Origin of the sequence: Mycobacterium mantenii (assembly GCF_010731775.1) — a bacterium.
GTDB classification, from domain to species: Bacteria; Actinomycetota; Actinomycetes; order Mycobacteriales; family Mycobacteriaceae; genus Mycobacterium; species Mycobacterium mantenii.
This window is the reverse complement of the sequence record NZ_AP022590.1, coordinates 4350297-4376556: the sequence shown is the minus strand read 5'-3', so window position 1 is coordinate 4376556 and position 26260 is coordinate 4350297. Positions and strand designations below refer to the sequence as shown.

Annotated in this window: 14 protein-coding genes and 2 tRNA genes; 4 read left to right on the top strand and 12 right to left on the bottom strand. The window is 65.2% G+C overall.

The features are described from left to right. Nucleotides 1-1215: a cytochrome P450 gene (locus tag G6N50_RS19735; RefSeq protein ID WP_083095115.1), complete on the bottom strand. Its 1215-nt coding sequence runs from the start codon at nucleotides 1213-1215 to the stop codon at nucleotides 1-3. A gap of 197 nt (nucleotides 1216-1412) precedes the next feature. Between G6N50_RS19735 and G6N50_RS19730 the strand changes: the two genes are divergently transcribed. Next, a complete protein-coding gene (locus G6N50_RS19730) occupies nucleotides 1413-1985 on the top strand; it encodes a TetR/AcrR family transcriptional regulator (protein ID WP_083095114.1) in 573 nt (190 codons plus the stop codon). 30 nt (nucleotides 1986-2015) lie between these two features. Here the strand turns inward: G6N50_RS19730 and G6N50_RS19725 are convergent, their stop codons facing one another. Beyond that, the gene (locus G6N50_RS19725; RefSeq protein WP_083095113.1) at nucleotides 2016-5189 is read right to left on the bottom strand and encodes an adenylate/guanylate cyclase domain-containing protein; all 3174 of its coding nucleotides are present in this window, start codon (nucleotides 5187-5189) and stop codon (nucleotides 2016-2018) included. Between the two features lie 132 nt (nucleotides 5190-5321). Beyond that, complete coding sequence (locus G6N50_RS19720; protein WP_083095112.1) at nucleotides 5322-6131, bottom strand: phthiotriol/phenolphthiotriol dimycocerosates methyltransferase; 810 nt, start codon at nucleotides 6129-6131, stop codon at nucleotides 5322-5324. 76 nt (nucleotides 6132-6207) lie between these two features. Between G6N50_RS19720 and G6N50_RS19715 the strand changes: the two genes are divergently transcribed. Genes G6N50_RS19715 through G6N50_RS19705 form a run of 3 tightly spaced genes read left to right on the top strand, consistent with a single transcriptional unit; the run spans nucleotide 6208 to nucleotide 9885 of the window. Next, nucleotides 6208-7935, top strand: coding sequence for an AMP-binding protein (locus G6N50_RS19715; RefSeq protein ID WP_083095111.1), 1728 nt, complete (start codon nucleotides 6208-6210; stop codon nucleotides 7933-7935). A 55-nt stretch (nucleotides 7936-7990) separates the two neighbouring features. Beyond that, a complete protein-coding gene (locus G6N50_RS19710) occupies nucleotides 7991-8845 on the top strand; it encodes a class I SAM-dependent methyltransferase (RefSeq protein ID WP_083095110.1) in 855 nt (284 codons plus the stop codon). Between the two features lie 11 nt (nucleotides 8846-8856). Then, on the top strand, nucleotides 8857-9885 hold the full coding sequence (locus tag G6N50_RS19705) for a rhamnan synthesis F family protein (RefSeq protein ID WP_158086063.1): 1029 nt from the start codon (nucleotides 8857-8859) through the stop codon (nucleotides 9883-9885). On the opposite strand, the gene G6N50_RS19700 is transcribed toward G6N50_RS19705, so the two are convergent. From G6N50_RS19700 to gyrB, 9 genes are all read right to left on the bottom strand, one after another. Continuing rightward, on the bottom strand, nucleotides 9802-10533 hold the full coding sequence (locus G6N50_RS19700) for a GAP family protein (protein ID WP_083095108.1): 732 nt from the start codon (nucleotides 10531-10533) through the stop codon (nucleotides 9802-9804). The genes G6N50_RS19705 and G6N50_RS19700 overlap by 84 nt on opposite strands. Continuing rightward, the gene (locus tag G6N50_RS19695) at nucleotides 10533-11807 is read right to left on the bottom strand and encodes a glycosyltransferase (RefSeq protein ID WP_083095107.1); all 1275 of its coding nucleotides are present in this window, start codon (nucleotides 11805-11807) and stop codon (nucleotides 10533-10535) included. The genes G6N50_RS19700 and G6N50_RS19695 overlap by 1 nt, the downstream gene beginning before the upstream one ends. Beyond that, nucleotides 11807-13216, bottom strand: coding sequence for a condensation domain-containing protein (locus G6N50_RS19690; protein WP_232068788.1), 1410 nt, complete (start codon nucleotides 13214-13216; stop codon nucleotides 11807-11809). Before G6N50_RS19690 ends, G6N50_RS19695 begins: the two co-directional genes overlap by 1 nt. Before the next feature lie 67 nt (nucleotides 13217-13283). Beyond that, entirely contained in the window at nucleotides 13284-19682 is a 6399-nt protein-coding gene (gene pks2, locus G6N50_RS19685) for a sulfolipid-1 biosynthesis phthioceranic/hydroxyphthioceranic acid synthase (RefSeq protein ID WP_083095105.1), read from the bottom strand. Between the two features lie 393 nt (nucleotides 19683-20075). Further along, nucleotides 20076-20148: transfer RNA gene (locus tag G6N50_RS19680), tRNA-Ala, on the bottom strand. A 148-nt stretch (nucleotides 20149-20296) separates the two neighbouring features. After that, nucleotides 20297-20370, bottom strand: a tRNA-Ile gene (locus G6N50_RS19675). Nucleotides 20371-20441: 71 nt separating this feature from the next. Beyond that, nucleotides 20442-21320 (bottom strand): DUF3566 domain-containing protein, encoded by an 879-nt coding sequence (locus G6N50_RS19670; protein WP_083095104.1) that lies wholly within the window; start codon nucleotides 21318-21320, stop codon nucleotides 20442-20444. Between the two features lie 205 nt (nucleotides 21321-21525). Next, nucleotides 21526-24045, bottom strand: coding sequence for a DNA gyrase subunit A (gene gyrA, locus G6N50_RS19665; protein ID WP_083095103.1), 2520 nt, complete (start codon nucleotides 24043-24045; stop codon nucleotides 21526-21528). Nucleotides 24046-24092: 47 nt separating this feature from the next. Continuing rightward, the gene (gyrB, locus tag G6N50_RS19660) at nucleotides 24093-26126 is read right to left on the bottom strand and encodes a DNA topoisomerase (ATP-hydrolyzing) subunit B (RefSeq protein ID WP_083095102.1); all 2034 of its coding nucleotides are present in this window, start codon (nucleotides 26124-26126) and stop codon (nucleotides 24093-24095) included. Nucleotides 26127-26260: the final 134 nt, after the last annotated feature.

Sequence of the window (26260 nt, the reverse complement as noted above, 5' to 3'; positions counted from 1 at the left end):
TCACCGCACGACCAACCGCAACCGCTCGCGGCGCCGGACCAGGATGCTCGGCAGCCATTCCCCGATGTCCGTTGCGTCGATCCATGTGGTGCGCTCGAGCAGCGTGCCTAACACGATGCGGGCTTCCAAGCGGGCCAGCGCTGCTCCAACGCAGAAATGCACCCCCTTGCCGAAGCTCACGTGATTCTTGGCGGCGGTCCGGTCGAGCCGGAACTCGTTCGGGTCGTCAAAGTGCGCCGGGTCGCGGTTGGCCGCTCCCCACATCAGCAGCAGATGTGCACCGGCCGGCACCTCGACCCCACCTAGTGTGGTGTCGCGCCACACGTGGCGGTAATGACCGCGAAAGGGCGCTTCGAAGCGAAGCGTCTCCTCGATGAAAGCGCCTAGCAATTCGGGGTTTTCGCGTAGCTGCCGTTGGATCCCGGGCCGGTCGGTGAGGACCCCCGCCGCGCTGCCCAGTAACGACGCGGTCGATTCGCCGGCGGCGCTGAAGAGCGTGATCATGATGCCCAGCGCGGGCAGTTGTTCGAGTTCACCTGACGCATAGCGTGCGGCCAGGTCGGCTATCAGCCCGGATTCGCTGTCACCGCTGGTTTTTTCGAAATACTCCAGGACATAGCCGGACAATTCCATCGCGGCCATTCCGGCCTGTTCGAGCTGCTCTGAAGTGACGATTCCGTCGAGCAGCGTCGTGGTGGCGTAGCCGAGCCTGATGAGTCTGTCGACATCGTCATCCGGAAGGCCCAGCAGCTTGCAGACCACCATCATCGGCAACCGGTTGGCAATCGCGCTCATCCATTCGATTTGGCCATCGCGCAGGTTCTGCTCCCACAGGTCGCCCGCGATCTGGGCGGCGAACTCTTCGATGATCCCAATCCGCTTGGCCGACAAGTGCGGCAGCAGGATTTTCCGGTGCAGTGCGTGCACAGGCTCGTCCGCGGTGGCCAAGGCGTGCATCGACCCTCCCGGCGGGCCCATGTCGAATGGAGTGACGGTGCCGTCCTCGTGAAAGACCATGGTCGCCGTGAGGTTTGAGGAGAAATCCTCGACGCGCTCGACGGCCTCTTGTACCGCATCCCAACCGCACACGGCGTAGAACACGGAATCGCCGATGCGGTGCACGGGCGCCTCGGCGCGCATCCGGTCATACAGCGGGTAGGGATCCTGTATGGCCTCACCGCCGAAGAACCGGATCGCACTGTCCAAGACCGCCATGTGTTACAGGCTCGGCGCCGCTGCACCGCAGCGTCAATGGATCGCCGAAAAGTTGAGGAGCGTTCGCGGCCAAGGCCGATGCTGGATAACCGCGACGACCCGTGCTCAGCAGCCAGTACCCATGAGAACGTCAGTGCAAAATTTCTCACCGTGCGAGAAGCATTCCCGCGGCCCGCAATGTGGTGGAACATGGGTGGATGCCGCGTGACGACTGGTTGGTGGGCCGCGATCGCCGAAGCGAAGCCACCGACCGGATCTACACGGCAGCGGCCGACCTCATCGCTCGCCTGGGGTATGACGGTTTCACGATCGAGGCCCTGGCCGCCCGGGTGCACTGCTCACCCGCAACGATCTATCGGCATGCCGGCGGCAAAGCGGCCATCCGCGACGCCGTCGTCGCTGTCCAAGCGGCTCGCATTGTCGACACGACACGGGCAGCCATCAAGGACCTCACGGGCCCCGAGCGGGTGGTGACCGCCACGATCATCGCGTTGGAAAACCTGCGCTCCGATCCACTGGCGCAGCTGATGCGGTCGATCCATGCGGCACCTGTCAGCGATTGGGTCATCAGCTCACCGACCGTGACCGGCTTGGCCGCCGAGATGCTGGGGCCCGGGATCGACGACCCGCTGGCTGCGCAATGGCTGATCCGCGTCTTCCTGGCCTTATGGAGTTGGCCGCTCAAAGATCCTGTCGCTGAACGCGACTTGGTGGCACGCTTCCTCGGTTCGTCCTACAGGCTGAGGGCCGAGGAGGAACCCACCTCGTAGCAGACGGGCTTGGCATGTAAGCGCGACACCTTACGGCATCGCCTCGGCCCACGCGATATGTCCTTCGAGCCCAGACGTTCTCGCCATCTCGAGGTAGCGATCCCTGAGTTGCGGGTAAGCCGCGACATCGCCGTGAGCCCGCGCCAGTAAGGCCCGCACCCGACTCAGCCAGATCTCACGCAGCACCAAACCGTCATCGGCCGGCGCGGCCGCTAACCGCTCGATGGCGGCCTGCGCTTCGGCCAGGTCAGATTCGGACCCGCGATCGAGCAGGGTCTCCACCAGGACGGCGGTGGACACAATGCCCCAGGACAGCAGTTGTCCGCCACGGGCGAGCTGGTCGACCGCGGCGCGCATCACCGGTAGCGCCTGGTCTCGGTCTCCGCGGCGCGCCGTCTCCCGCGCCACATACACGTCGAGCATCGGGACATCGCACAAGTAGTGCCCGCCGCGCAGGAACACCTCGCGGACCTCAGCCAGCAGCTGTTGTCCACGATCTCGCTCGGACTCGGTGTCGCGGTGCACCAGCGCCAGGCCCAGGGTCAGCCAGGTGAACGCCAACTGCAGGTTGTCGCCGGATCGTTCGGCAATCGCCAGCGCCTCCTCGATCTCGCGCACCGCGGACTCGTCGGGTCGCAGCGCGCCGGCCGGTATCCCCGTGGTGTAGACGTAGCTGACGACGGTGACATAGCACAACGAGTCGGCGCCGTGTGCCATGGCCAAGCCGCACCGCTGGTCGTCTCGCCACCCGGGATGTCCCAGGGCATAACGGGCGATAGCTCGCTGCGCGAAGGCGAGCGCCAGGGGAGACCCGAAAAGGAAATTGCCCTTGGCGGGGTCACCGTCGGCCAGATCAATGACTCTCTGTGAGAGGCGGAGCATCTCGGACCACTCGCCGCTGCCCATCTTCGCGCGGATCGCTGTGAAGGACAGCCCCACCGTCAAGGTTGGATCGCCGATGGACTCGATGAGGGTGATGGCTTCGGAAGCCAGCCGCGACGCCTCCCGCACGCGGTCCTGGAAGGTGTGGTCCACCACCAGCCCAGCCATCGCAATGGCCAGCGACGCCTTGTCCCCCGCGGCGCTGCACAACTTCCGCAACTCCTCGAAGCGATCGCCGACATTGTGCACATGCACCCGCCAGCCGATCCCGCACAGCATGGTGCGCGGGGCGATGCACATAGCGGTCCGGTATGGCTCGTCTTCGGGCAATGCGTCGGCGATCCTCGCGGCGCTTTCCCACGCCAGACGCGCCGTGGCGAGGTCGCGGTAAGTCGCCCACGCGGCCGCGCGCATGTGCCAGCCGTAGGCGTCTCGGGAGTCACCCGCGGCTTCGAGATGTTCGGCGATCAGCGCCGCGTTCTGGTCGGCCGAATCGGGTTCGCGGGCCTCGATGGCGGTCGCCAGACGCCGGTGCATCTGGGCGCGATCGGATTTCAGTTGCGATTCGTAGGCCACGGCGCGGATCAGCGGATGGCGGAAGGCGAACTCGGCACCGGGGGTGAACCGAACCTGATCGATCAGCGCGGCGCCGAGGAGCGCGTCGAGCGCAGGCGCATTACCCACCGAGGCGAGCAACTCCGGCGTGAAGCGCGAGCCGATCACCGCGGCGGCGTTCAGCGTCTGCTTGGCATCAGGATCCAGACGGTCGATGCGCGCGGCGATGGTGGCCTGCAGGGTGCCGGGAACGGTGACCTCGGCCAGATCTGTGACGCTCGTGAAACCTCCGCGGTCGCCCCGAAGCACGGCGCGCTCGGCAAGCTCGCGCACCATCTCCTGCGCGAAAAAGGGGTTCCCGCCCGTCCGCTCGGCGATAAGCGATTTAATACCGGAGACCGACGGATCGGTGCCCAACAATTCGTCGAGCAGCGTCGCTGTTTCCGAATCACTCAATGGCGCCAGTGAGATCGTCTGTGTGCCCAGGACTTTCGCCAATGCACCCTGGTAGTTCGGGCGGTATGTGATCAGCACCATCGACGGCGTTTGGGGTATGACGGCGAGCAGCTCGGCCAGCATCGAGTCACTGACCTCGTCGATCCAATGCACATCTTCGATGACGTAGAGGACCGGTTGGGTGCGGTTCAACGACATGGAGTTGATCAGCGCGGTCAACCGCCGGCGCCGCGCGTCGGGATGGATTGTGGGAGGCGGCGTGTCCGGGTCGCGAATGCCCATCAGGTCATACAGCAGCAGCACGTCTTCGTCGGAGGCATCGGGGATCCTGGCGCGCACCTGTGCGCGCGCGGCCTCGTCATCGAGCTCGGTTATCCGAGTGGCTTCGCGCAACAGCCCAGCCGCAATCAGGAAGGGGGCATCGCTGGTATGCGACTCACAGAAGACCGACACCACCTCGACACCACGAGTGCGGGCCATCGCGACCGCTTCATCCGCGAGTCTCGTCTTGCCGATACCCGCGGGGCCGGCAACGCAGACCACACATCCCCGCCCGGTCATCGATCGATCCAAAAGCCCTGCGATCGAAGTGACTTCGAGCTCTCGCCCCACCAACGCACCTTGCAGGGAGCGACTACGCCGGCGCTCGTCGGCCATGCCCAGAAGACGGCGAGCCGGCACCGCACCCTCGCTGCCCTTGACGCGCACCATCTCGGCATCGCCGAGCAGGGTGGCGTGCGCGGCGAGTCGGGCGGTGGATTCGCTGAGCATCACCCCGCCCGGCGGTGCCACTGCTTCCATCCGTTGCGCCATCCCGACCTGCTCACCGATTGCGGTGTAGCCGAGCGGTCCCGAACCGATGTCGCCCGCGATCACCTGACCGGAGTTCAGTCCCACCCGCAACTGAAGCTCGATGCCGTCGCGCTCGCGGACGTCGGCGGCGAGCCGCTTGATCTCGTCCTGAACGCCCAGGGCCGTCAGACAGGCGCGAACAGCGTGGTCCTCCATTGCTACGGGTGCGCCGAACACCGCCATGATGCCGTCGCCGGTGAACTTGTCCACCGTGCCCCGGTAGCGGTGCACCACCTTGGTGCAGCGATCGACCAGGTCGGCCATGATCTCACGCAACCGCTCCGGACCGACGGCCATGGCGATGTCCATCGAATGGACTACGTCGGCGAACAACACCGATACTTGCTTGTACTCCGCATGTGCGGCGATGTCGGCGACCGGTGAGCCGCATTCGTGACAGAACCGCGCACCCTCGAAGAATTCGGTGCCGCACGCCTGGCACGCCGTTACGGCCGTCATCCGACCCTCCGCCAATCCTCGGCCCCCACGTTTGCTGAGCTCCTCAAAGGATAGGCCGTCGGACACTCCGCGAGGGAGCCTTAACTTCACACTCAAGTGCCGTCAACACGATATTTACGCGACGCTCACGCCTCAGTCCCTGGCAAAGCAGAACAGCCGGTAGGAAGCCTCGCCGTTTTCCAGACGGCGGTAGATCAGCGAGCCCCGCCCTCCCGCGTAGTCATCGGCTATGCCGCGCAACAGTCCGATATTCGGCAGCCGGCGCGTGATCTGGTCGAGAAACCGATTCTTCTCCAGCCCCCGCATCACCTCCGCATTGATGATCCGTTCGGACACCAGCCGCATCGGGATGTTGGCCAGGTCCGCCTCCCACGCATCGATTTCGTCGGCGTAGCGGATGTCGGCATAAAGAAAGTGCCCGCTCGGGCGCAGGACGCGTTTTACTTCGGCGAAGAACTTGGGGACATTTTGGTAGTTGATCGCGGCTTCGACATTGATCACCGCGTCGAAGGACTGTTCGGGAAAGGGCAGGCTCTCGGCGTTGCCAGGCACGAAGGTCAGACCGGGCAGGTTGTGCCTCTTGCGGCAGAATTTGATGCCGACCGTGTTGAGATCCAGTCCCGTGTAGGACGCCGGATGCAGGGTCCGCGTCAGATACGCAGCGCCGCCACCGTGGCCACAACTGACCTCGAGCACGTCCTTGCCTGCGAGGTCCACCTGCGTGGCCGTCCGATGGTAGAGCTGAATGGGAAACCGATCGGCCTCATCGGCCGCCGTCAGCGGCAAGGACATCGGCGGATCCTCTTCGTACCCGTAATTCAGGAACAACACGTCGTCCCTAGTGAGCAGGCGGCTGAGAAGCCGGTACCCGTATTTAAAACGCAAATTCAACAGCGCCAGAGAGATTGGGTTGCGATTCAACCGGTCGATGAGGCGTTCCATCGGCGTACGTTGGAGTCGCCCATCGTCTTTCGTGCAAAACCGACGTGTTGAGAACGGCCGAGGTAACCTGACGCCCATGCTCAAGTGTCCCATTCCGACACTGCTGCGCGAACGGGCGAGTCTGCAGCCGAATCAGACGGCGTTCACGTTCATCAATTATGACCAGGACCCGGGCGGAATCGCAGAAAGTCTGACGTGGTCGCGGCTGCATCGACGAGTGCTCAATCTTGCCCAGGAGCTCAGACTTCGCGCATCCCCGGGCGACCGTGCGGTGGTCCTGGCGCGACCGGGACTGGACTACACCAGTGCATTTCTCGGCGCACTACAGGCCGGCCTCATCGCGGTCCCGCTAGGTGAGACCAGCGACGAGCGCGTGGATACGGTGCTGCGTGACGCATCGCCCTCCGTCATTCTCACGACATCGTCCGTCGCCGGCGCTATTGCCGACAACGCCGGGTCCAAAATCGGCGAATCCGTACCATCGATCGTCGAGGTTGATTTACTGGATCTCGACTCCAACAAAGGCGCCCCGACCCGGGCTGAGACTGCAACGGACACAGTCTATTTGCAATACACTTCCGGATCGACGCGCACGCCCGTCGGAGTCATGGTCACGTACAAGAACATCATGGCCAATTTCGGGCAGATCAATGCCGCGTTCTTCGGTGACCACGGGGGCGTTGCCCCGCCGGACACCACCGTGGTTTCTTGGCTGCCGTTCTACCACGACATGGGCTTGCATCTCGGGATCATCTTTCCGGTTCTGACCGGATTCCGCACCGTGCTGCTGAGCCCGGTCGCATTTCTACAGCGGCCCGCCCGATGGATCCAATTGCTGGCAACGAACAGTCACGCACTTTCGGCGGGACCAAACTTTGCTTTCGAACTCGCGGCACGAAAAACCTCGGATGGCGACCTGGCCGGGCATGATCTCGGAAACGTGCTGAGCATCCTCAACGGTAGTGAGCGAGTACAGCCTGCCACACTGCGACGCTTCACCGAGCGGTTCGCTCCTCTCAACTTGCCGGACAAGGCATTACGTCCATCATACGGAATGGCGGAAGCCACGTTGTACATCGCGACCCGCGAGGCGGGCCAGCCACCGCAGGTCGTTCACTTTGGCTCCGACGAACTGACCGCGGGCCTCGCGAGACGGTGGGAAGGCGCGGGCGGCACACCATTGGTCAGTTACGGTTCGGCGCGGTCGCCGGTGGTGCGGATCGTCAATCCCGACAGCGGGATTGAATGTCCGGCGGGCACGACCGGCGAAATCTGGGTGCACGGAGACAACGTCGCGACCGGCTACTGGCAGCGACCTCAGGAGTCTGAGGAGACATTCGGCGCAACGGTTGTCACGCCATCGGAGGGCACCCCCGAAGGACCATGGCTGCGAACCGGGGATCTGGGCTTCTTCTCCGACGGCGAGCTGTTCATCGTCGGCCGCATCAAGGATCTGCTGATCGTCTACGGACGCAACCACTCTCCCGACGACCTCGAGGCAACTATTCAAAGCATCGCGCCGGGACGTTGCGCGGCGATCTCGGTGCCCGACGAGGGCACGGAAAAGCTGGTCGCGATCATCGAGTTCAAGAAACGCGCCGACTCCGGCGAAGAGCCGGTCGATGCGTTCGACGTCGTCAAACGCAAAGTCACCTCCGCGGTATCCCATGTGCACGGACTCAGCATCGCGGATCTCGTTGTGGTGGCGCCCGGTTCGATCCCCATCACCACCAGCGGCAAGGTCAGAAGGGCGGCCTGCGTGGAACGCTACCGGCGGAATCAATTCGCCCGCTTGGACACCTAGTACATGGACGGCTCGGCTTCGCGAAGTCTCGGCGTCGCCAGATCGGGAGGACGACATGCTGCGGACGATCCTGGACTCCGCATACCGGTGCCACTATGCGTCGAGGGAAGGCCGATCGAATTCGCAGGTGATCCCTGGCGTTAGTCTCAAGCACCTCCGATGGCGCTTGCCTATTCGCCGCGCCTATCGGGCCGTCGTCGAGGGTGGGTATGGGGTCGAGATCGGCGGTCCGAGTGCGCTCTTCAGAACGGTGCTTCCTCTGTATCAGTTCGTCCGAGGACTGGATGGGGTCAACTTTTCCGCCTCGACCATCTGGGAAGGCCGTATCAGGGGTGGTCAGAATTTCAACTATCACCACAAAAAACGCGGTCAGCAGTTCATCACCGACGCGACCGACTTACATGGGATCGATGCTGCGCGTTATGATTTCGCACTATCCTCGAATTGTCTCGAGCACATCGCCAACCCCATCAAAGCGCTGCTGGAATGGAACAGGGTACTCAAAGCCGGTGGTGGGTTGATCCTCGTCGTCCCCAACAAAGAGCATAATTTCGACCATCGTCGTCCGGTCACGACGTTCGAGCACTTGGTGGACGATTTCACTCGTCGCGTCGGCGAGGACGACCTCACCCATCTGGCAGAGATCTTGGCGTTGCACGACTTGCGCAGGGACCCGCCGGCCGGGGGGTTGAAGCATTTCCGGCATCGCAGTCTGAAGAACTTTCAGAATCGGACCCTCCACCATCATGTGTTCGATGTCGGGTTGATCGAGGAAACGCTGGACTGCGCGGGATTCGGCATCGTGGATGTGACCACGACACGGACCGACTTTTTCGCACTCGCAACGAAGAACGCCGACGTGGCGTCGCTGCCGACCCAGCAAGTGCAGGACGCTGCGGGGTCGACTTGAGACTCCCGAATGTGTTGCGCACCGAATCGGAGCGCACGGCGGCGGCCGTCCGCCACCGCCTGGGCCGCAACGCTTTCCGGTTCTTATGCGAAACCCACCTGGACCTTCCCCCGCAGCCTGCGCCCGGTTGCCGCACGCTGCTGCTGTTCGCGCACTTCGACCCCCAGGGCATCGTCGACCCTTATGTCGCCCATTATCTTCGGGCGCTGCAGCGGCTGGGAACAACCGTTGTTTTCGTCTCCGGTTCGCCTATCCTCGCGCCGGAGTCGGTCGCCCCCATCCGGGCCCTCTGCGCCGGCATCTACACCCGTCGCACGCTGTCCTTCGACTTCGGGTCGTGGCACCTCGCCTGGTGCATCCTCACCGACCGCGGGTGGTCGCTCGATCAGTTCGACCGGTTCGTCCTCGCCAACGACAGTGTGTTCGGTCCGCTCTTTCCCCTCGACGAGATGTGGAGCTCGTTCTGCGACGCCGACATGTACGGAGCGATCGAAAACAGCCAACTGGTTCCTCACCTCCAATCCTTCTTCCTGGCGTGGGATCTCAACTCGCGAACCCGGCCCTTCCTCGACGACTTCTGGAACGACTTCGAGTACGTCGTCCACAAAGGCTCCGTCATCTGGCGGCACGAGATCGGCTTGTCCCGGCGTGCGCGCAAGGCGGGGCTGAGTGTCAAACCGTTCGTCTCCGCCGCCGCCATCGACGCAACCTACGGGCACTCATCGGCGCAGCGGCGAGTCCTCAGGCACCTCGGGCGAAACAACGCCACGCTGTACTTCTGGGACGGGCTCATCGAGGACTTCCGATTTCCCTTCCTCAAGACGATCCTGGTCCGCGACAACAAGTACCGGCAAGGGTCGATGGCGCAGCTGCGCGACGTCATCGAACGGCACACCGACTATCCGTACCGGCTCATTCAATCGAATGCGGACCGGCTCGACCCGAGAGGTCTCGCCTCAAATGCTGCCTACGCCAGCAGTCACCAACAAAATGCCCGCCACTGCGGGGACGACGGTGAGAATGCGCCGACGGTGAGGTAGGACGATCCGCTGCAGTTGCAGCACGGCCGCCTGGGTTCTCGCCGGCATGACGAGGTAGCTGACGAGCGGGATCTCAATGAGAGTGAGCACCACCAGGGTGAACGTCACCACCGCGCCGAACTGAGTGCCGATTGCCGCCCCGGAGGAGGCGATGACGATGAGCACGACCAAATAATCGGCGGGCGGCATGGTCGACACCAGGCCTATCCCAAACGCCACCCATGGGTTTCCGCCCCGCAACGCATGTTTGACACGCGCGACGATCCGTTCCGATGGGGCCGGTGCGATCGGCTGCAGAACCGAGGCGCCCCCGTACGGCAGCATCCCCGCCTGCCGGCGGCCCGGAAACCCCGCTGAAACCGCTGCAGCGATCAGCAGCGCGAGCACACCGATAACGATCTGCAGATATCCGCCCGTGAAACGGGCAACCGTGGACCGTGCATGTTCCACCACTGCCAAGGAATCACGCAGCGTTAACAGCAGCACGACACCACCAAGCCCGGGGGCGATGCCTGCTGCCACGCCGCCCAGCCAGTACGCGACGAGGTTGTGTCGCGGCCGGGGGCGCGACATCATGACCATGACGATCACCGGACGCGTCGGGTCGATCGACAGCCAGAGTGCGAGCGCCAGCACCGTGCCCCACATCAGTTGACGCGCTTCGTACGGGCCGCAACTTCCAGGAGATCGGCCGCCGCGGTGACGCTTTCGGCAGGTTTGGTCATCCGGGTGGCGATTTCACGGGCTCGGATGGCGTACTGCGGCGCGTGGATTTCGCGCAGGTGCGCGACCAGCGATTCCCGGGTGATGGTCGACAAGCGCTGGGCACGACCGACTTTCATCCGTGTGACCTGTGCCGCCCAGAACGGCTGATCCGCCACGTCCCACAGGACCAACATCGGCATGGCGGCACGCAGGGCCGCGGCCGTGGTGCCCGCGCCACCGTGGTGTACAACCGAGCGGCATAAGGGAAAGATAACTGAATAGTTAACCAGGTCGACCATTTTCACATGGTCATAACGGGGAACGCAGTTGGAGCCGCTAGTGCCGGAATAGACGATGGCCCGCTCGCCGAGTTCCGCGCAGACGGTGGCGATCGTGGCGATCGTCTCCGCCGGGGATTGAACCGGTGTGCTGCCGAAACCGAAGTAGACCGGCGGCGTTCCCCGGTCAATCCACGACGCGACCTCATCGTCGGCATCCGTCGGTAGGTCCATCGTCAACGCGCCGACGAAGGGTCGCCTGCCGTTCCATTCGGTCGCGAGGCCCGGAAAGCACGCCTCGTCGTATGCCTGGATTTCGAGCGATCCACCTGCCGCCATCCGTTTCGCCGCTGGGGTCGATGTCCTCGGAAGGCCCATTTCGCGGCGCTGCGCGTCGTCGACATCCTTGGTGATGCGCCAATACAGCCACCACGCCGACCGCAAAGCGGAGCGGACCAGGGGAGCCGGCGACGGTATCGAAGGAAGGCCGAGCCGGCCGTTGACGCAGATCGGCATGTGGTGCAGCCCCGCCAGCGGAATATCGTAGTACTCGGCAACATTCGCGACGACCCCGTGGTACGTCTGCCCGGTTACCAGCAGGTCCGCTCCGTCCGCCAGTGAAGTCAGCGTCCTGCTCATCTGCGCCCAGCCCTCAACGAAGAGTTCCTTGCCCGCGCGCACCAGGTGGATGGGATTCTGCGGTTTGAGGGCGTGATGAACGAAGTCCGCGACCGCGTTCACCTGCTCCTGTGAATCGGGTCCGTACTCCACCGCGGCAAGGCCGGCCGACGCCACGAAGTCCACCAGGTTTGGTGGGACGGCCATGTGTACTTCGTGCCCTCGCCGCAGCAGCTCCAGACCGACGGCGGCGCAGGGCTCGATGTCGCCGCGAGTTCCGTGGGTGGCCAACACAACTTTGAGAGGGGCGGCCCGGCGCATCAGTCGTCGTCCGCGTAGGCAAGGCCCGTGACGTCGGTCATTGCGCTACCGGCATGGCGCGCGCCCACGACGCGGCCCAGCACCGATTTCAGCGCACTGAGATATCGCGTCACCGAGTCCCTGGCCACCGGATTGTTCGGGAAATTCACCCAGATCGACACCTGGTCGAAGAGGCGGATCACCGAGATGTACAGGTGCGCCGGATCTCTTGGGTCGCAGTAGATTCTGATATTCGCGTTCTTCATGTGCGAGGCGATGGTCGCGGAAAACGGCGGGAGTCCCGTATCCATGTAGTTGACCATGGTGCAGTTCGGTCCCCATTCCCTGAGCCAGGGCACCATCTTCAATACGTCGTTGAACGACACCTTCGCGAGGTCGAGATTCGCATCGAAGGATTCCTGCGCGGCACGGGCGGTCTCTTGAAAAGACGCGGGCTCGACGGGCACCGTGAATGGAACCACGCCGGTGAACCAACCCATCGTGGCGAATTCCGCCAATGACCTGCGATTGTCGGTCGGCGCGAGCCCGTAATACGTTGTAGCGCCCGTCAACTCGTACTGTGCGAGCGCGACGCAGGCGAACAGGCCGCCGCTGACGCGCGCGCCCGCTTTCGTACAGAGCGCTTCGAATTCTGCCGTCTGTTCCTGGTTCATCAGCCGTTCGACCACCAGGGCGCCGCCGGTGGGTTCCGACAGGTCGCCGAGGGGGAGGGGAAAGTCCGGCAGGGTTCCACCATTGTTTTCGGCGAACTCGATCCACTTACGCACCTCAGGCGAAGCCAGGGACAGGGTGGACAGGTGTTGTTTCTCCCGCAGGCAGAAATCGTCATGGCTGGCCGGAGGCGGTGACGCAGCGAGCGCGCCGCCGGTAACCAGGATGCGGTAGTTCATCACGATCTCGGCGTACAGACCCGAAATGATCGTCGGGTCACAGTGCAGGTGATCGACATTCGCGAAGAACGTGAAGTGGTCCGCGCGCTGGATGATCCCGAACCTGAAGCAATCCCACTGAACGGGGTCAGGCGTGGACAGCACAAACTCTTGCCACTCACTTGTCGACATCTCACCGTGCCGGATCGGGAGAAACTCGATGTCCGCGGGGTCTTCCATGGTATGCCGCACAATGCGTTCCGCATCTTCGAATACGAACCAACTGTGATACGTCTTGTGTCGACGAAGATGTGCGTTGATGACGTAACTCATGGCACGGATATCACAGCGCCCGATTTCGTCGCCGGAACCGATCACCAGCCGTGCGTAGTTGAGCCCCCGCGCCGCGTAGCGCGAATAGCCGCGAAGATGGGCTTCTTGCATGGCACTGAGCGGAACGTCGCTTACCGGCGCCTGCTGGGCTTTCTCGAGCGACGCGGGCGATGCTTGCCACGACACGATCCGGCCCGACCCCGGCACCCAGTCGTGGACTGTTCCGACGAACAGCCCGCGCGCTGGCCCTGCGCCTACGAACACCGTTTCTCCTTCAGTCCACTGGCTCGGCCGGCATTTCGATGTGCGCGCCGTTGCGGCGGTGCGGTGCCGACTCGCCGGATGCCAGCCGTTCGGACAGGAGTCCGGCCAAACCCTGAATCGTGGTGATGTCGTTGGTGGTCACGCGTATCCCAGTTTCGGCCTCGATACGAGTGCGCAGCTCGAGGTTGCCCATCGAGTCGAGGCCGTACTCGGAAAGGGGGTGATCCGGATCGATGGTGCGACGGAGAATCAGGCTGACCGCATCGGAGATCATGCGCCGCAGCCGGATAGGCCGCTCCTCCGGCGGTAGCGCGTTCAACTCGTTGAGAAATTCGCTTGCATCCACCGCGCTTTGAGATTTGGACCGGAACAGTTCGGCGAACCGGCTGCGGTGCGCGTAGGCGGCGAACCACGGCGTGCCCGTCATTTTTGCGTACCCGGAGTACGCGCGGTCGTGGCAGAGCAGCGCTTGGAAAGCGTAGGCCCCCTCTTCGGCCGTGAAAGCGGTGTCGCGCCAGTGTGCGATGGCGGTGCCTTCGCCGCCCTCGCCGGGAGCCGGATCGTCGCCGTTCTCGGCTCGGCGTTCGGTGACGCGACCGACCTCGGACCACAATGCCCATCCGATCGCGGTGGCGGGAAGGCCTTGGGTTCGGCGCCACCGCGCGAATGCGTCCAACCAGCTGTTCGCCGCGGCGTAGGCCCCTTGTCCGGGTGAGCCCACCAGACCTACTGCCGAGGAGAACAGGCAGAACCAGTCCAGCGGAAGGCCGGCCGTAGCTTGGTGTAAGTTCCACGCTCCGTGGGCCTTTGGCGCCCAATTGCGTCCGATGAGCTCCTCGGACATATTGGCCAGCATTGCATTTTCGAACACGGCTGCGGCGTGTAGCACCCCGCGCAGCGGAAGGCCGGTGGCGGTCGCCGCGGCCACCAAACGCGCCGCCGTACCGGCTTCGGTGATGTCGCCGCATTCCACCTCGATGTCGGTGCCCATCGCCCGCATGAAGGCGATCGCTTCCAGCGCTTTGGGATTGGGCTGCGAACGGGAGCTGAGCACGATGCGGCCACAACCGGCCGTTGCCATCTTCTCGGCAAGGAAGAGACCGATGCCCCCCAATCCGCCGGTGAGGATGTAGGAGCCGTCAGCCCGGAAAGCCGGGACCTGCTCGGGTGGGACCACGACGTTGGTGTGCCCGCCCCGGGGCACGTCGAGCACGAACTTGCCCGGCTGTTCGGCCTCGGTTTTCACGCGGAGAGCCGCGGCCGCGTCACCCAGCGGGTAGTGCGTGATTTCCGGTAATGGCACCGTACCGTCTGCGACAAGCCGGTACACCGTGCCCAGCAGGTCACCGATGCGCTGCGGGCGACTCTCGGCCATCAGGGTCAGATCGACGTGATGCACGGTGAGATTGCGATGGAAGGGGAAGGGGCCGAGTCGCGTGTTGGCACAGGGGTCGTGTTGACCGATTTCCACGAATCGGCCGCCAACGGACAGCGCTTCCAACCCGGCGCGCTGGGCGGCCCCCGTCAGGGCGCTGAGCACGATGTCGACACCGTACCCGTCGGTGTCGCGGCGGATCTGCTCGATGAACTCGGTGCTGCGTGAATCGTAGGCATGCTCAACACCGCTGTGGCGCAGCAGGTCTCGTCGCTGCTCGCTGCCGGCGGTGGCGAAGACCTCGGCTCCCGAGGCACGGGCGATGGCGATCGCCGCCTGCCCGACGCTGCCGGTGGCGGAGTGGATCAATACCCGGTCGCCACTGGTGATCCTTGCCTGATCGTGTAGCCCATACCAGGCGATGGCATGCGGGGTGCTCACCGCGGCCGCCTGATCCTCAGTGAGGCCCGGGGGAAGGGGCGCGGCGAGGCGGGCGTCGCAGGTGACAAACGTGGCCCAGCAACCGTTTTCGGACAGGCCGCCCACACGTTCGCCCACCCGGTGAGTGGTCACGCCGGGGCCGATCGCGGTCACGACGCCCGCAAAATCCGTGCCCAGCCGGGGCGCCCTGCCGGGGACACCCGGATACTGGCCGGAGGCGAAGAGGACATCGGCGAAGTTGATGCTGGCCGCCATCACCGCGACCTCGATCTCCCCGGGTCCCGGTGGAAGGCGTTGGAACGCGGCCAGTTCGATCGTTTCCAGGTCGCCAGGCGTGCGGATCTGCACCCGCATCCCATCGTCCGGGTGGTCCACCACGGCGGTCCGCCGCTCCTCCGGCCGTAGCGGTGCCGGAGTCAGGCGCGCCGCGTGCCACTGGCCGTGCCGCCAGGCCGTCTCGTCCTCATCCGAGGACCCCAGCAGTTGCCGTGCCAGTTGCTCGGCGTCCGTGTCCTCGTCCACGTCGATCTGGGCGGCCCGCAGATGGGGATACTCCGTGCCGATCGCTCGCACCAGGCCACGCAGCCCGGCCTGTTCCAGGTTGATCACGTCCCCCGGCAACACGGTCTGGGCGTTGCGCGTGACGACGTAAAGGGGCGGCGGTTCGTCGTCGATTGCCGTGATATCCCTGACAATTCGCGCCAGATGGCGCACATAGTCCCCGCCGCGCTGGGCACACTCCTCGTCCGGGTTGCCGTTTCTAGGTCCCGTGAGGACGACCACTGCACCGACCTCGTGGGTATCCAGATGCGACCCGACCGATTCGGAATTGGCCTGGTGATCGGAGCGTTGCGGCCATGTCATGGTCAGGCAGCCGGCGCCTGCGGCCTTCAACGCATCGGTCAGGCTGGTCGCCATGACGGCGGCGGTGGCAGAGGTGCTGATCAACAAATACGTGCCCGGCACGACCTGGTCCGCATCGGGCAGAGTGCGCGGCATCCACTCGATGCTCAGCAGCCGTTCGTTGAGAACACGATCACGGTTCACGCTCTCGGAGGCCCCGGTGCCGACTTGCAGCCCGCGGACGGCCAGCAGGACCGTCCCATACTCGTCGAGCACATCGAGGTCGGCCTCCAACCCGGCCCCGTCGGCACGTGTCACCGTCGTGTAGCAGTAGCGCGCGGTGCGCGCGGGAGCATAGACACGGATCCGGCGTATGCGCATCGGCAACAGCAGACCTGAACTACCGGCGGCCCGGGCGGCAGAACTAGCCGCCACCGACTGGAAGCAGGCGTCCAGCAAGGCGGGATGCACGCCATAGGCGTTCTGTTGCGAGCGGATCGGGCCGGGTAGCCCGACGTCGGCCAGCACCGTGCCGACCGTCTCGTCGGCGCTGTGCACCGCGGCCAGTCCGGCGAATGCGGCACCGTACTGCAAACCGTGCTCGTCGAACTGCGTGCGCAACTCGGCGCCTTCCAGCCGGTGCGGGTGGGCCGCGAGTAAGGCGGGCATGGCGTAGGTCGGGGGCTGGTCGTCATCCCCTACCGGGTGCAACACCGCCGCCGCCCGGCGAATCTGGGTGCCTTCCGCGAACGTCTCCACCACGAAATCGACTGCGCCCGCGGGGGTCACCGATGCGACGGCGGATACCGGAGTCTCATCGTCCAGCAACAGCATCGCCTCGAAGCTGATGTCGCGGACCTCGGACTTCTCGCCCAGGACGGTGCGGGCGGCTTCCCACGCCATCTCGCAGTAGGCCGCTCCTGGAAGCGCGGCCACGTTGTGGATCCGGTGATCGACCAGCCAGGGCTGAGCCGCGGTACCGACCTCGCCCTGCCAAACGTGGCGCTCCGGCACCTCGTGCAGTCGCACATGGGCGCCCATCAGGGGGTGCACCGGAACTGCCCAAGCGCCGCGTGCCCGCGAATCGTCGCCGCCGCGGGTCAGCAGCAGGGGGCGGTGGTTCCACGCCGGAAGCGGCGCATCCACCAGCCGACCGCCGGGGGAGATCGCGGAAAAGTCGATCGCAGCACCGGCACTGAACAGTTCGGTAAGAAAGCCTCGCAGTCCATGCGGCAGGGCTTGCTCGCGGCGCATGGCGGCGAGTGCGGCCAGCGGCATGCCGAGGCTGCCGGCAGTCTGCTCCACGGCGTGGGTGAGGAGGGGATGCGGGGCCAATTCCGCGAATACCCGGTGGCCGTCCTCCTGCGCCGCCTGCACTGCCGCGGCGAAACGCACCATGTGACGCAGATTGTCCGACCAGTACCAGGCATCGCACACGGGCTGCTCGCGCGGGTCGAATGCGGTCGCGGAGTAGAAGCGCACCTCAGGTGTCATGGGGTTGAGCTCTGCGAGCACGTCGGACAGCTCGTCGAGGATTGGATCCACCTGCGGGGAGTGCGACGCGACGTCAACGGCGATTTCGCGGGCCGGCACGTCCCGTTGCTCCCACGCGGTGACCAGGTCGCGCACGGCCTGCGTGGCGCCGCCGACCACCGTGGACCGGGGCGAGGCGACCACCGCGAGCACGACGTCCTCGACACCGCGGGCCATCAGTTCCAGAAGCACTTGCTCGGCCGGCAATTCCACCGATGCCATGGCGCCGGAGCCGGCGATCGTGGACATCAGTCGTGAGCGGCGGCAGATCACCCGCACGCCGTCCTCCAGCGACAGCGCGCCCGCCACGACCGCGGCGGCGGCCTCGCCCATCGAGTGACCGATCACGGCCCCGGGCCGCACCCCGTAGGACCTCATCGTGGCGGCCAGCGCGACCTGCATCGTGAACAGCGCGGGCTGAATGCGATCGATCCCGGTCACCGTCTCGGGCCCCGAAATCGCTTCGGTCACCGAGAATCCGGACTCCCGGGCGATCAGGGGTTCCGCCTCGGCGACGGTCGCGGCGAACACCGGTTCAGTCGCGAGCAGCTCGGCACCCATCGCCGCCCACTGCGAACCCTGCCCGGAGAACAGCCACACCGGTCCTCGATCGTCCTGTCCGACCGCGGACTGGTACGGGAAGTCGTCCGCCGCAATTCCGCGCAGGCCTTCGGTGAGCTCCGTGAGGCTGCCGGCGATGACCGTCGTGCGCACCGGGCGGTGCGCACGGCGGCGAGTAAGGGTGTACGCCACATCCGCCGCCGCCGGCCCCTGCGCGTGCGCGCCGATCCAGGCGGCGAGCCGCCCGGCGGTTTGCCGCAGTCCGTCGGCCGACGTCGCCGACAGCGGGAAAAGCAGGGGGCAGCCGATCGCCGGAGTGTTGGGCGCGTCAACCGGTGCCGCCGTCTCGGGGGCCTGCTCGACGATCGTGTGCACGTTGGTGCCCGAGAAGCCGTATGACGACACCGCGGCGCGCCGCGGGCCGCGGTGACCGTTCCGGGGCCACGGCGTATTCTCCTGCGGCACAAACAGATTGGTTTCAATTTGGGCCATCTCGTCGGGCAGCCGGGTGAAGTGCAGGTTGCGCGGAACCACACCGTGTTGCAGCGCGAGGATCGCCTTCATCAGACCCAGCGCCCCGGCGGCCGACTGGGTGTGCCCGAAGTTGGTCTTCACCGATGCCAGCGCGCACGGCCCGTCGAGGCCGTACACCTCTGCCAGGCTGGCGTACTCGATCGGATCGCCGACCGGGGTTCCGGGACCGTGCGCCTCCACCATGCCGACGGTGCGGGGGTCGACGCCCGCCGCGGCCAACGCCGCGCGATAGGCCTCGACTTGCGCGGCCCGTGACGGCGTCACGATATTCACCGTGTGGCCGTCTTGGTTGGCAGCCGTGCCGCGCAGCACCGCCAAGATCCGGTCGCCGGCGTCGATCGCATCCGGTAGTCGCTTGAGCATCAGCACGACGCACCCCTCGCCGGCCACGAACCCGTCGGCGGCGACATCGAACGCATGGCAGCGTCCGGTCGCGGACAGCATTCCGATGGCGGAACCCGAACAGGATTTGCGCGGTTCGAGGGATACCGAGGCGCCGCCCGCCAGGGCGATGTCGCTCTCGCCGTCCTGCAAGCTTCGGCAGGCCAGATGCACTGCGGCTAGTCCTGACGAGCACGCGGTGTCCACCGTCATCGCCGGGCCGCGCAGCCCCATCGTGTAGGCGATCCGCCCGGAGCCCATGGCGAAGCTGTTGCCCATGTATCCGTAGGGCCCGTCCAGCGCGTTGGCGTCGGCGTGCACGAACTGGTAGTCGTCGTGCATCAATCCCATGAACACGCCGGTCCGCGAGCCGGCCAGCGTATGCCGGGTGAGGCCCCCGTGCTCCATGGCCTCCCACGAAACTTCCAGCAGCAAGCGATGCTGAGGATCCATCGCGGTCGCTTCTTTTTCGGTGATACCGAAGAACTCGGAATCGAAGCCCGCCACGTCATCGAGGAACGCGCCCCACTTACACACCGACCGGCCGGGCACACCAGCCTGCGGGTCGTAGTACTCCTCGGCGTCCCACCGCTCGGGTGGGATTTCGGTGACCAGGTCAGCGCCGCGCAGCAGCGCGTCCCACAACTGTTCTGGAGAGTCGATGCCACCGGGCAGTCGGCACGCCATGCCGATGACCGCGACCGGCGTGAAAGGCGTCCTGACTACCCGGACCGAAGACATGGCCGACCCTGAGCACTCACCCCACTGCGGATTAGCCCGTACAAAGCCGTTTCCTCCTCGTAGCAAAGGTGGAGTTGCGCCGTGGGCTGCCTTATCGCTGGTTAGCAACCGGTCAATTGCCGGGCTGCCTACTGCGTCGCCGATATTGAGAATATGTGGTAGGGCTGGAGATTTGCTGCAGGTCAGTCGCCTTTACGGCGGCGGTGGCTTACGGGTCACGCAATCAGTGCTTACAGATGTTAGCGGAACACGATCGGTCCGTGAGGTTATCTGCGGACCTGAGATGTCCGGGATCGGAGTTAACTGAAATTCTTGAGCGCCACTCGAGTGTCTCGTGGCTTGACCCGCACGCGTCGGTCGGTGCGGTCGGGTTGATGGAGGTCCGCAGCGTTGTGGAGCCTAGGGGAATCGAACCCCTGACACCCGCCTTGCAAAGGCGGTGCTCTACCAACTGAGCTAAGGCCCCTCATCGTGACTGGGTGGTTGACCTTGGTCATCCACAGCCACGTGCCAGATCTCGACTCCACGTCGTGACCACGCCACCGCTGCCAATACGGCGGCAAGCCCCAGTGGCAGTGCGAGTCTTACGCAACGTCTTGACGGGCACATGGTTGTGGGCCTAGGAGGACTCGAACCTCCGACCTCTTCGTTATCAGCGAAGCGCTCTAACCGCCTGAGCTATAGGCCCGTACTCGCGTACGGCCGAGCGACGAGATTACCGCAATAGCCGCCCGACTCCCAAAAGCGCAGCATCCACTGCTAGTCGCGATCCGCCAATGTCACTTCGACACCGCCGATCAGATCCGTGGTGAGGTTGTAGACGAACGCGGCGATGGTGGCCATCGCGGTGAGCAGCACGATGTTGACCAAGCCGATCAAGACGGCGCCGCCGAAAATCGTGCCGCTGGACACCAGTTCGCCGCTGCTGCCGCTGGTGTTGTTCAGCAAGTCGCCGACGTTGCTGTTCAACTTCGACCACACGCCCATGCCCCCGAGCACCAGGTAGAGGAACGCGACGGCGATCATCCAGACGAAGAACAAAGCCACCGAGAGCAGCAGCGATACCTTCAACGTGCTCCAGGGATCGATCCGCCGAATCTGCATGCTGGCGCGCACGGGGCCCCGCGTTCGCCGAGACACCTGCACTCGGTTGTCGCGGCTTTCCCGGCTCTCGGCGGTTGTCGGACGTCCGCCCGACGAGCTCGACGAATCTGCGGGACGCTCGGGTGCGGGCTTGCGGTGTGGGCCACGCGGCAGCGGGCCGGACAGATCCGGCAGTTCACTAGCGTAGGCCTCGGCCGGGGATCCCTCGGTGCGCGCAGGCTCAGGTTCCTTGGCATGCGCCGGACCGCCGGGTGCGGGCGCTGCGGTGCCGGAGATGAAGCGGTTCAGTCGGGGCGCGACGCCGCTCTGCTGGCCCGATGGCCGCTTATCGGTGGACGCCTCGTGCTGCCGGGGCCCCGGCTGCGAGGGCCGGGCACCGCCGCGCTGCCACGGTGGTCCCTCCCCACCCTCATGGGGGGCGCCGCCACCCGATGCGGGCGGCGCGGCCCGGCGCACCCCGGCGCGCTCGACCGAACCATCCCCGTTGGGGCCGTCCCCCTTGTTGGGGGCGCCCGGCTCGTTCGGTGAGGTCACCCCGACTCCTTAGGTCTCCTACCCTGGCCGCCCGCGCGGTGGCAGTCGCATTCTGTCTGGTCGGGCTGAGTCTAAATGCCCGATTCCTCCGCGGGCCGCCCCGCGGCCCGCATCGTCATCCGGCTGAGTCTAAATGCCCGATTCCTCCGCGGGCCGCCCCGCGGCCCGCATCGTCATCCGGCTGAGTCTAGTGGTTCGGTACCGACTAGTTGTCCGACTCCGCAGCACTGCCGCTTTCCTCGACGACTTCGTCCGCGTTTTCTTCGGCGTTGCGGGCGATGGCCAACAGCGTGTTCTCTTCACCCAGGTTCATCAGGCGCACGCCCTTGGTCTGTCGTCCCGCCTTGCGGACCTGGCCCGCCGCGGTGCGGATGACGCCGCCTCCCGAAGTGATGGCGTACAGCTCGCTGTCCTCATCGACGATCAAGGCACCAACCAGCCTGCCGCGCCGGCGGTCGTACATCACCGTCAGGACTCCCTTGCCGCCGCGGCCCTGCACGGGATACTCCTCGATCGCGGTGCGCTTGGCGTACCCGCCCGACGTCGCCACCAGGAGGTAGGTGCCCTCGCGGACGACGTTGAGCGACAGCAGGTAGTCGTCGGCGTTGAACCGCATGCCCTGCACGCCGGAGGTGGCGCGGCCCATCGGACGCAGGGCTTCGTCGGTCGCCGAGAACCGGATGGACTGGCCGTTGGCCGAGACCAGCAACAGGTCCTCCTCGGAGGAGCAAAGCACCGCGCCGACGAGTTCGTCGCTGTCGCGCAGGTTGATCGCCACGATTCCGCCCGACCGGTTGGAGTCGAAGTCGGTCAACTTGGTTTTCTTCACCAGACCGTTGCGGGTGGCCAGCACCAGGTACGGGGCGTCCTCGTAGCTCTTGATCTGGATGACCTGAGCGATCCGCTCCTCGGGCTGGAAGGCCAGCAGGTTGGCGACGTGCTGGCCGCGCGCGGTGCGCGACGCTTCCGGCAGGTCGTATGCCTTGGCCCGATACACCCGGCCCTGGGTGGTGAAGAACAGGATCCAGTCGTGGGTCGAGCAGACGAAGAAGTGCCGCACGATGTCGTCCTGCTTGAGCCCGGCGCCCTGCACTCCCTTGCCGCCGCGCTTCTGGCTGCGATACAGGTCGGTCTTGGTGCGCTTGGCGTAGCCGGTCTCGGTGATGGTGACGACGACGTCCTCGCGGGCGATCAGATCCTCGTCGGCGACGTCACCGTCGGCGGCGATGATCCGGGTGCGACGGTCGTCGCCGTGCTTCTCGACGATCTCGGCCAGCTCGTCGCGGACGATGGCGCGCTGCCGCTCCGGCTTGGCCAGGATGTCCTCGAGGTCGGCGATCTCCGCTTCGATCTTGGCCAGGTCGTCGATGATGCGCTGACGCTCCAGGGCCGCCAGCCGGCGCAGCTGCATGTCCAGGATGGCCTGGGCCTGGATTTCGTCGATGTCCAGCAGCTCGATCAGGCCGGCCCGGGCGATGTCGACGGTTTCCGACGCCCGGATCAACGCGATCACTTCGTCAAGTGCGTCAAGGGCTTTCACCAAACCGCGCAAGATGTGCGCGCGCTCGTTGGCCTTGCGCAGGCGGTACGTGGTGCGCCGGATGATCACGTCGAGTTGATGGTCGACGTAGTGGCGGATCATCTGGTCGAGGCGCAGGGTGCGCGGCACCCCGTCGACGATCGACAACATGTTCGCCCCAAAGCTGGTCTGCAGCTGGGTGTGCTTGTAGAGGTTGTTCAGCACCACCTTGGCCACGGCGTCGCGCTTGATCTCCACGACGATGCGCAGGCCGACGCGGTCGCTGGACTGGTCTTCGATGTTGGAGATGCCGGCCAGCTTGCCGTCGCGGACCTGCTCGGCGATCGAGGTGATGAAGTTGTCGTGGTTCACCTGATACGGCAGCTCGGTGATCACCAGCGAGGTACGCCCGCGCGAATCTTCTTCCACCTCAACGACTCCGCGCATCCGGATCGACCCGCGGCCGGTGGTGTACGCGTCGTGGATGCCTTGCGATCCGACGATCAGACCGTGGGTGGGGAAGTCCGGGCCCTTGACCCGCTCGCAGACCGCGGCCAGCGTGGCCTCTTCGTCGGCCTCGTGGTTGTCCAGGCACCAGTAGACGGCGTCGGCCAGTTCCCGCAGGTTGTGCGGCGGGATGTTGGTCGCCATGCCGACCGCGATACCGCCGGAGCCGTTGGCCAGTAGGTTGGGGAACCGGCTGGGCAGCACGGTCGGCTCTTGCACCCTGCCGTCATAGTTCGGGATGAAATCGACTGTCTCCTCGTCGATTTCGCGCAGCATCTCCATGGCGAGCGGAGTCAGCCGCGCCTCGGTGTACCGCATGGCTGCTGGCGGGTCGTTACCCGGCGAGCCGAAGTTGCCCTGGCCGTCAACCAACGGGTAGCGCAGTGACCACGGCTGGGCCATGCGCACCAGGGTGTCGTAGATCGACGAGTCGCCGTGCGGGTGGTAGTTACCCATCGTCTCGGCGACCGAGCGGGCCGACTTCGCATGGCCACGGTCCGGACGGAAGCCCGAGTCGAACATGGCATAGAGCACCCGGCGGTGCACCGGCTTCAGACCGTCCCGCACCTCGGGTAGTGCACGGCCGACGATCACGCTCATCGCGTAATCGATGTAGCTGCGTTGCATCTCCTGCTGGATGTCGACCGGTTCGATACGGTCGGCGGCATCGCCGCCGGGCGGCAGCGTGGTGTCTGTCATCTATTCCTCATCGGTGAGATTTCAGTGGGGTAGCAGGTGCTGAGGCGCTAAACATCAAGGAAGCGCACATCTTTGGCGTTGCGGGTGATGAAGCTGCGGCGGGCGTCGACGTCTTCGCCCATCAGGATCGAGAACAATTCGTCGGCAGCGGCGGCGTCGTCGAGAGTGATCTGACGCAGCACCCGCACCGAGGGGTCCATCGTGGTCTCCCACAGTTCCTTGGCGTCCATCTCGCCGAGACCCTTGTAGCGCTGGATGCCATCCTCGGCGTTGATCTTGCGGCCGGCCTTCCTGCCTTCGGCAAGTAGACCGTCGCGCTCGCGGTCGGAGTAGGCGAATTCGGGTTCGCTGCGCTGCCACTTCAACTTGTACAGTGGCGGCTGCGCCAAAAACACGTGCCCGTTTTCGATCAGCGGCCGCATGAATCGGAACAACAGCGTCAGCAACAACGTAGAGATGTGCTGGCCGTCGACGTCCGCGTCGGCCATCAGCACGATCTTGTGATAGCGCAGCTTGGTGAGGTCGAACTCGTCGTGAATGCCGGTGCCGAGCGCGGTGATGATCGCCTGGACTTCGGTGTTCTTCAAAACCCGGTCGATACGCGCCTTTTCGACATTGATGATCTTGCCGCGCAGCGGCAGGATCGCCTGGAACATCGAGTCGCGGCCGCTCTTGGCCGAGCCGCCGGCCGAGTCGCCCTCCACCACATACAGTTCCGACTTGCGCGGGTCGGTGGATCGGCAGTCGGCGAGCTTTCCGGGCAGCCCACCGAGATCGGTAGCGCTCTTGCGGCGCACCAACTCTCGCGCCTTTCGCGCGGCGATGCGGGCCTGCGCCGAAGACACCGCCTTGTTGACCACGACCTTGGCGTCCGCGGGGTTGGCTTCGAACCAATGCGTCAGTTGTTCGTTGCAGACCTTCTGCACGAATGACTTGACTTCGGTGTTGCCCAGCTTGGTCTTGGTCTGGCCCTCAAACTGCGGTTCGCTGACCTTCACCGAGATCACCGCGGCCAGCCCTTCGCGGATGTCGTCGCCGGTGAGGTTCGGGTCCTTGTCTTTGAGGAGCTTCTTGTCCTTGGCGTACTTGTTGACCACCGTGGTCAGCGCGCTGCGGAAGCCCTCTTCGTGGGTGCCGCCCTCGTGGGTGTTGATGGTGTTGGCGAAGGTGTGCACGGATTCCGAGTAGCCGCCGTTCCACTGCATGGCGATTTCGACCTCGTGGCCGGGGCCCTTGCCGTCGAAGTCGATGATGCTCTGCTGGATCGGGCTCTTGGTGCGGTTGATGTGCTTGACGAAGTCGACCAGACCACCGGGGTAGTGGAAGGTGCGGTGCTTGACCTTATGGGGCGCAGTGGATTCGGCTGCTTTTTCCTCTGCCGTCTTGGGAGCTTCGGCGGTATCGCTGACGACCTCGTCGACGACCTCCTCCTTGGACACCCGCTCGTCGGTGAGGTTGATCGTCAACCCCTTATTGAGGAACGCCATCTCCTGGAGCCGGCGTGCCACCGTTTCGAAGTCGTAGTCGGTGGTCTCGAAGATTTCCGGATCGGCCCAGAATCGGATGGTGGTGCCGGTGCGCTTGGTGGCCTCGCCCTGTTTGAGCGTTCCGGGCACCGCACGGTCGTAATACTGCGACCATTCGTGGCCGTCACGGGCGATGTCCACCTCGAGCCGCGTCGAGAGCGCGTTGACCACCGACACACCGACGCCGTGCAGACCACCACTGACGTTGTAACCGCTGTTCTCCCCGCCGAACTTGCCGCCGGCGTGCAGTTGCGTCATCACGACGTCGACGGTGGGGGCGCCGGTCGCGTGCATCGCCACCGGAATGCCGCGGCCGTTGTCGGAGACCTCGACGCTGCCGTCGTCGAGAATGCGGACGTCGACCTTGTCGGCGTAGCCGGCCATCGCCTCGTCGACCGAGTTGTCGACCACCTCCCAGATGAGGTGGTGCAAACCACGCTCACCGGTGGACCCGATGTACATACCGGGGCGTTTGCGGACGGCCTCCAGGCCTTCGAGCACGGTGATCGCTGAAGCGCCGTATTCGTTTTGCGCCTTCTTCTTCTGGGCAGCCACGGTCGGAATGCTCTCCTTGGGGTTTCATGCGGGCGGTTCCAGTCACCGCAACAGTCGCATCCCGCCAGTCTAGCGTGATCGGGCGTCGGGACCGATTTTCTGGCCGCGTTTCTACCCAGCTAACCGCGCCGTGC

Excerpts from the sequence above, each read along its gene's own strand:
- G6N50_RS19725 (WP_083095113.1), bottom strand. The coding sequence starts at position 5,189 with ATGACGGCCGTAACGGCGTGCCAGGCGTGCGGCACCGAATTCTTCGAG.
- G6N50_RS19695 (WP_083095107.1), bottom strand. The coding sequence starts at position 11,807 with ATGCGCCGGGCCGCCCCTCTCAAAGTTGTGTTGGCCACCCACGGAACT.
- G6N50_RS19730 (WP_083095114.1), top strand. The coding sequence starts at position 1,413 with ATGCCGCGTGACGACTGGTTGGTGGGCCGCGATCGCCGAAGCGAAGCC.
- gyrA (WP_083095103.1), bottom strand. The coding sequence starts at position 24,045 with ATGACAGACACCACGCTGCCGCCCGGCGGCGATGCCGCCGACCGTATC.
- G6N50_RS19710 (WP_083095110.1), top strand. The coding sequence starts at position 7,991 with ATGCTGCGGACGATCCTGGACTCCGCATACCGGTGCCACTATGCGTCG.
- G6N50_RS19735 (WP_083095115.1), bottom strand. The coding sequence starts at position 1,215 with ATGGCGGTCTTGGACAGTGCGATCCGGTTCTTCGGCGGTGAGGCCATA.
- G6N50_RS19715 (WP_083095111.1), top strand. The coding sequence starts at position 6,208 with ATGCTCAAGTGTCCCATTCCGACACTGCTGCGCGAACGGGCGAGTCTG.
- G6N50_RS19720 (WP_083095112.1), bottom strand. The coding sequence starts at position 6,131 with ATGGAACGCCTCATCGACCGGTTGAATCGCAACCCAATCTCTCTGGCG.
- pks2 (WP_083095105.1), bottom strand. The coding sequence starts at position 19,682 with ATGTCTTCGGTCCGGGTAGTCAGGACGCCTTTCACGCCGGTCGCGGTC.
- G6N50_RS19700 (WP_083095108.1), bottom strand. The coding sequence starts at position 10,533 with ATGTGGGGCACGGTGCTGGCGCTCGCACTCTGGCTGTCGATCGACCCG.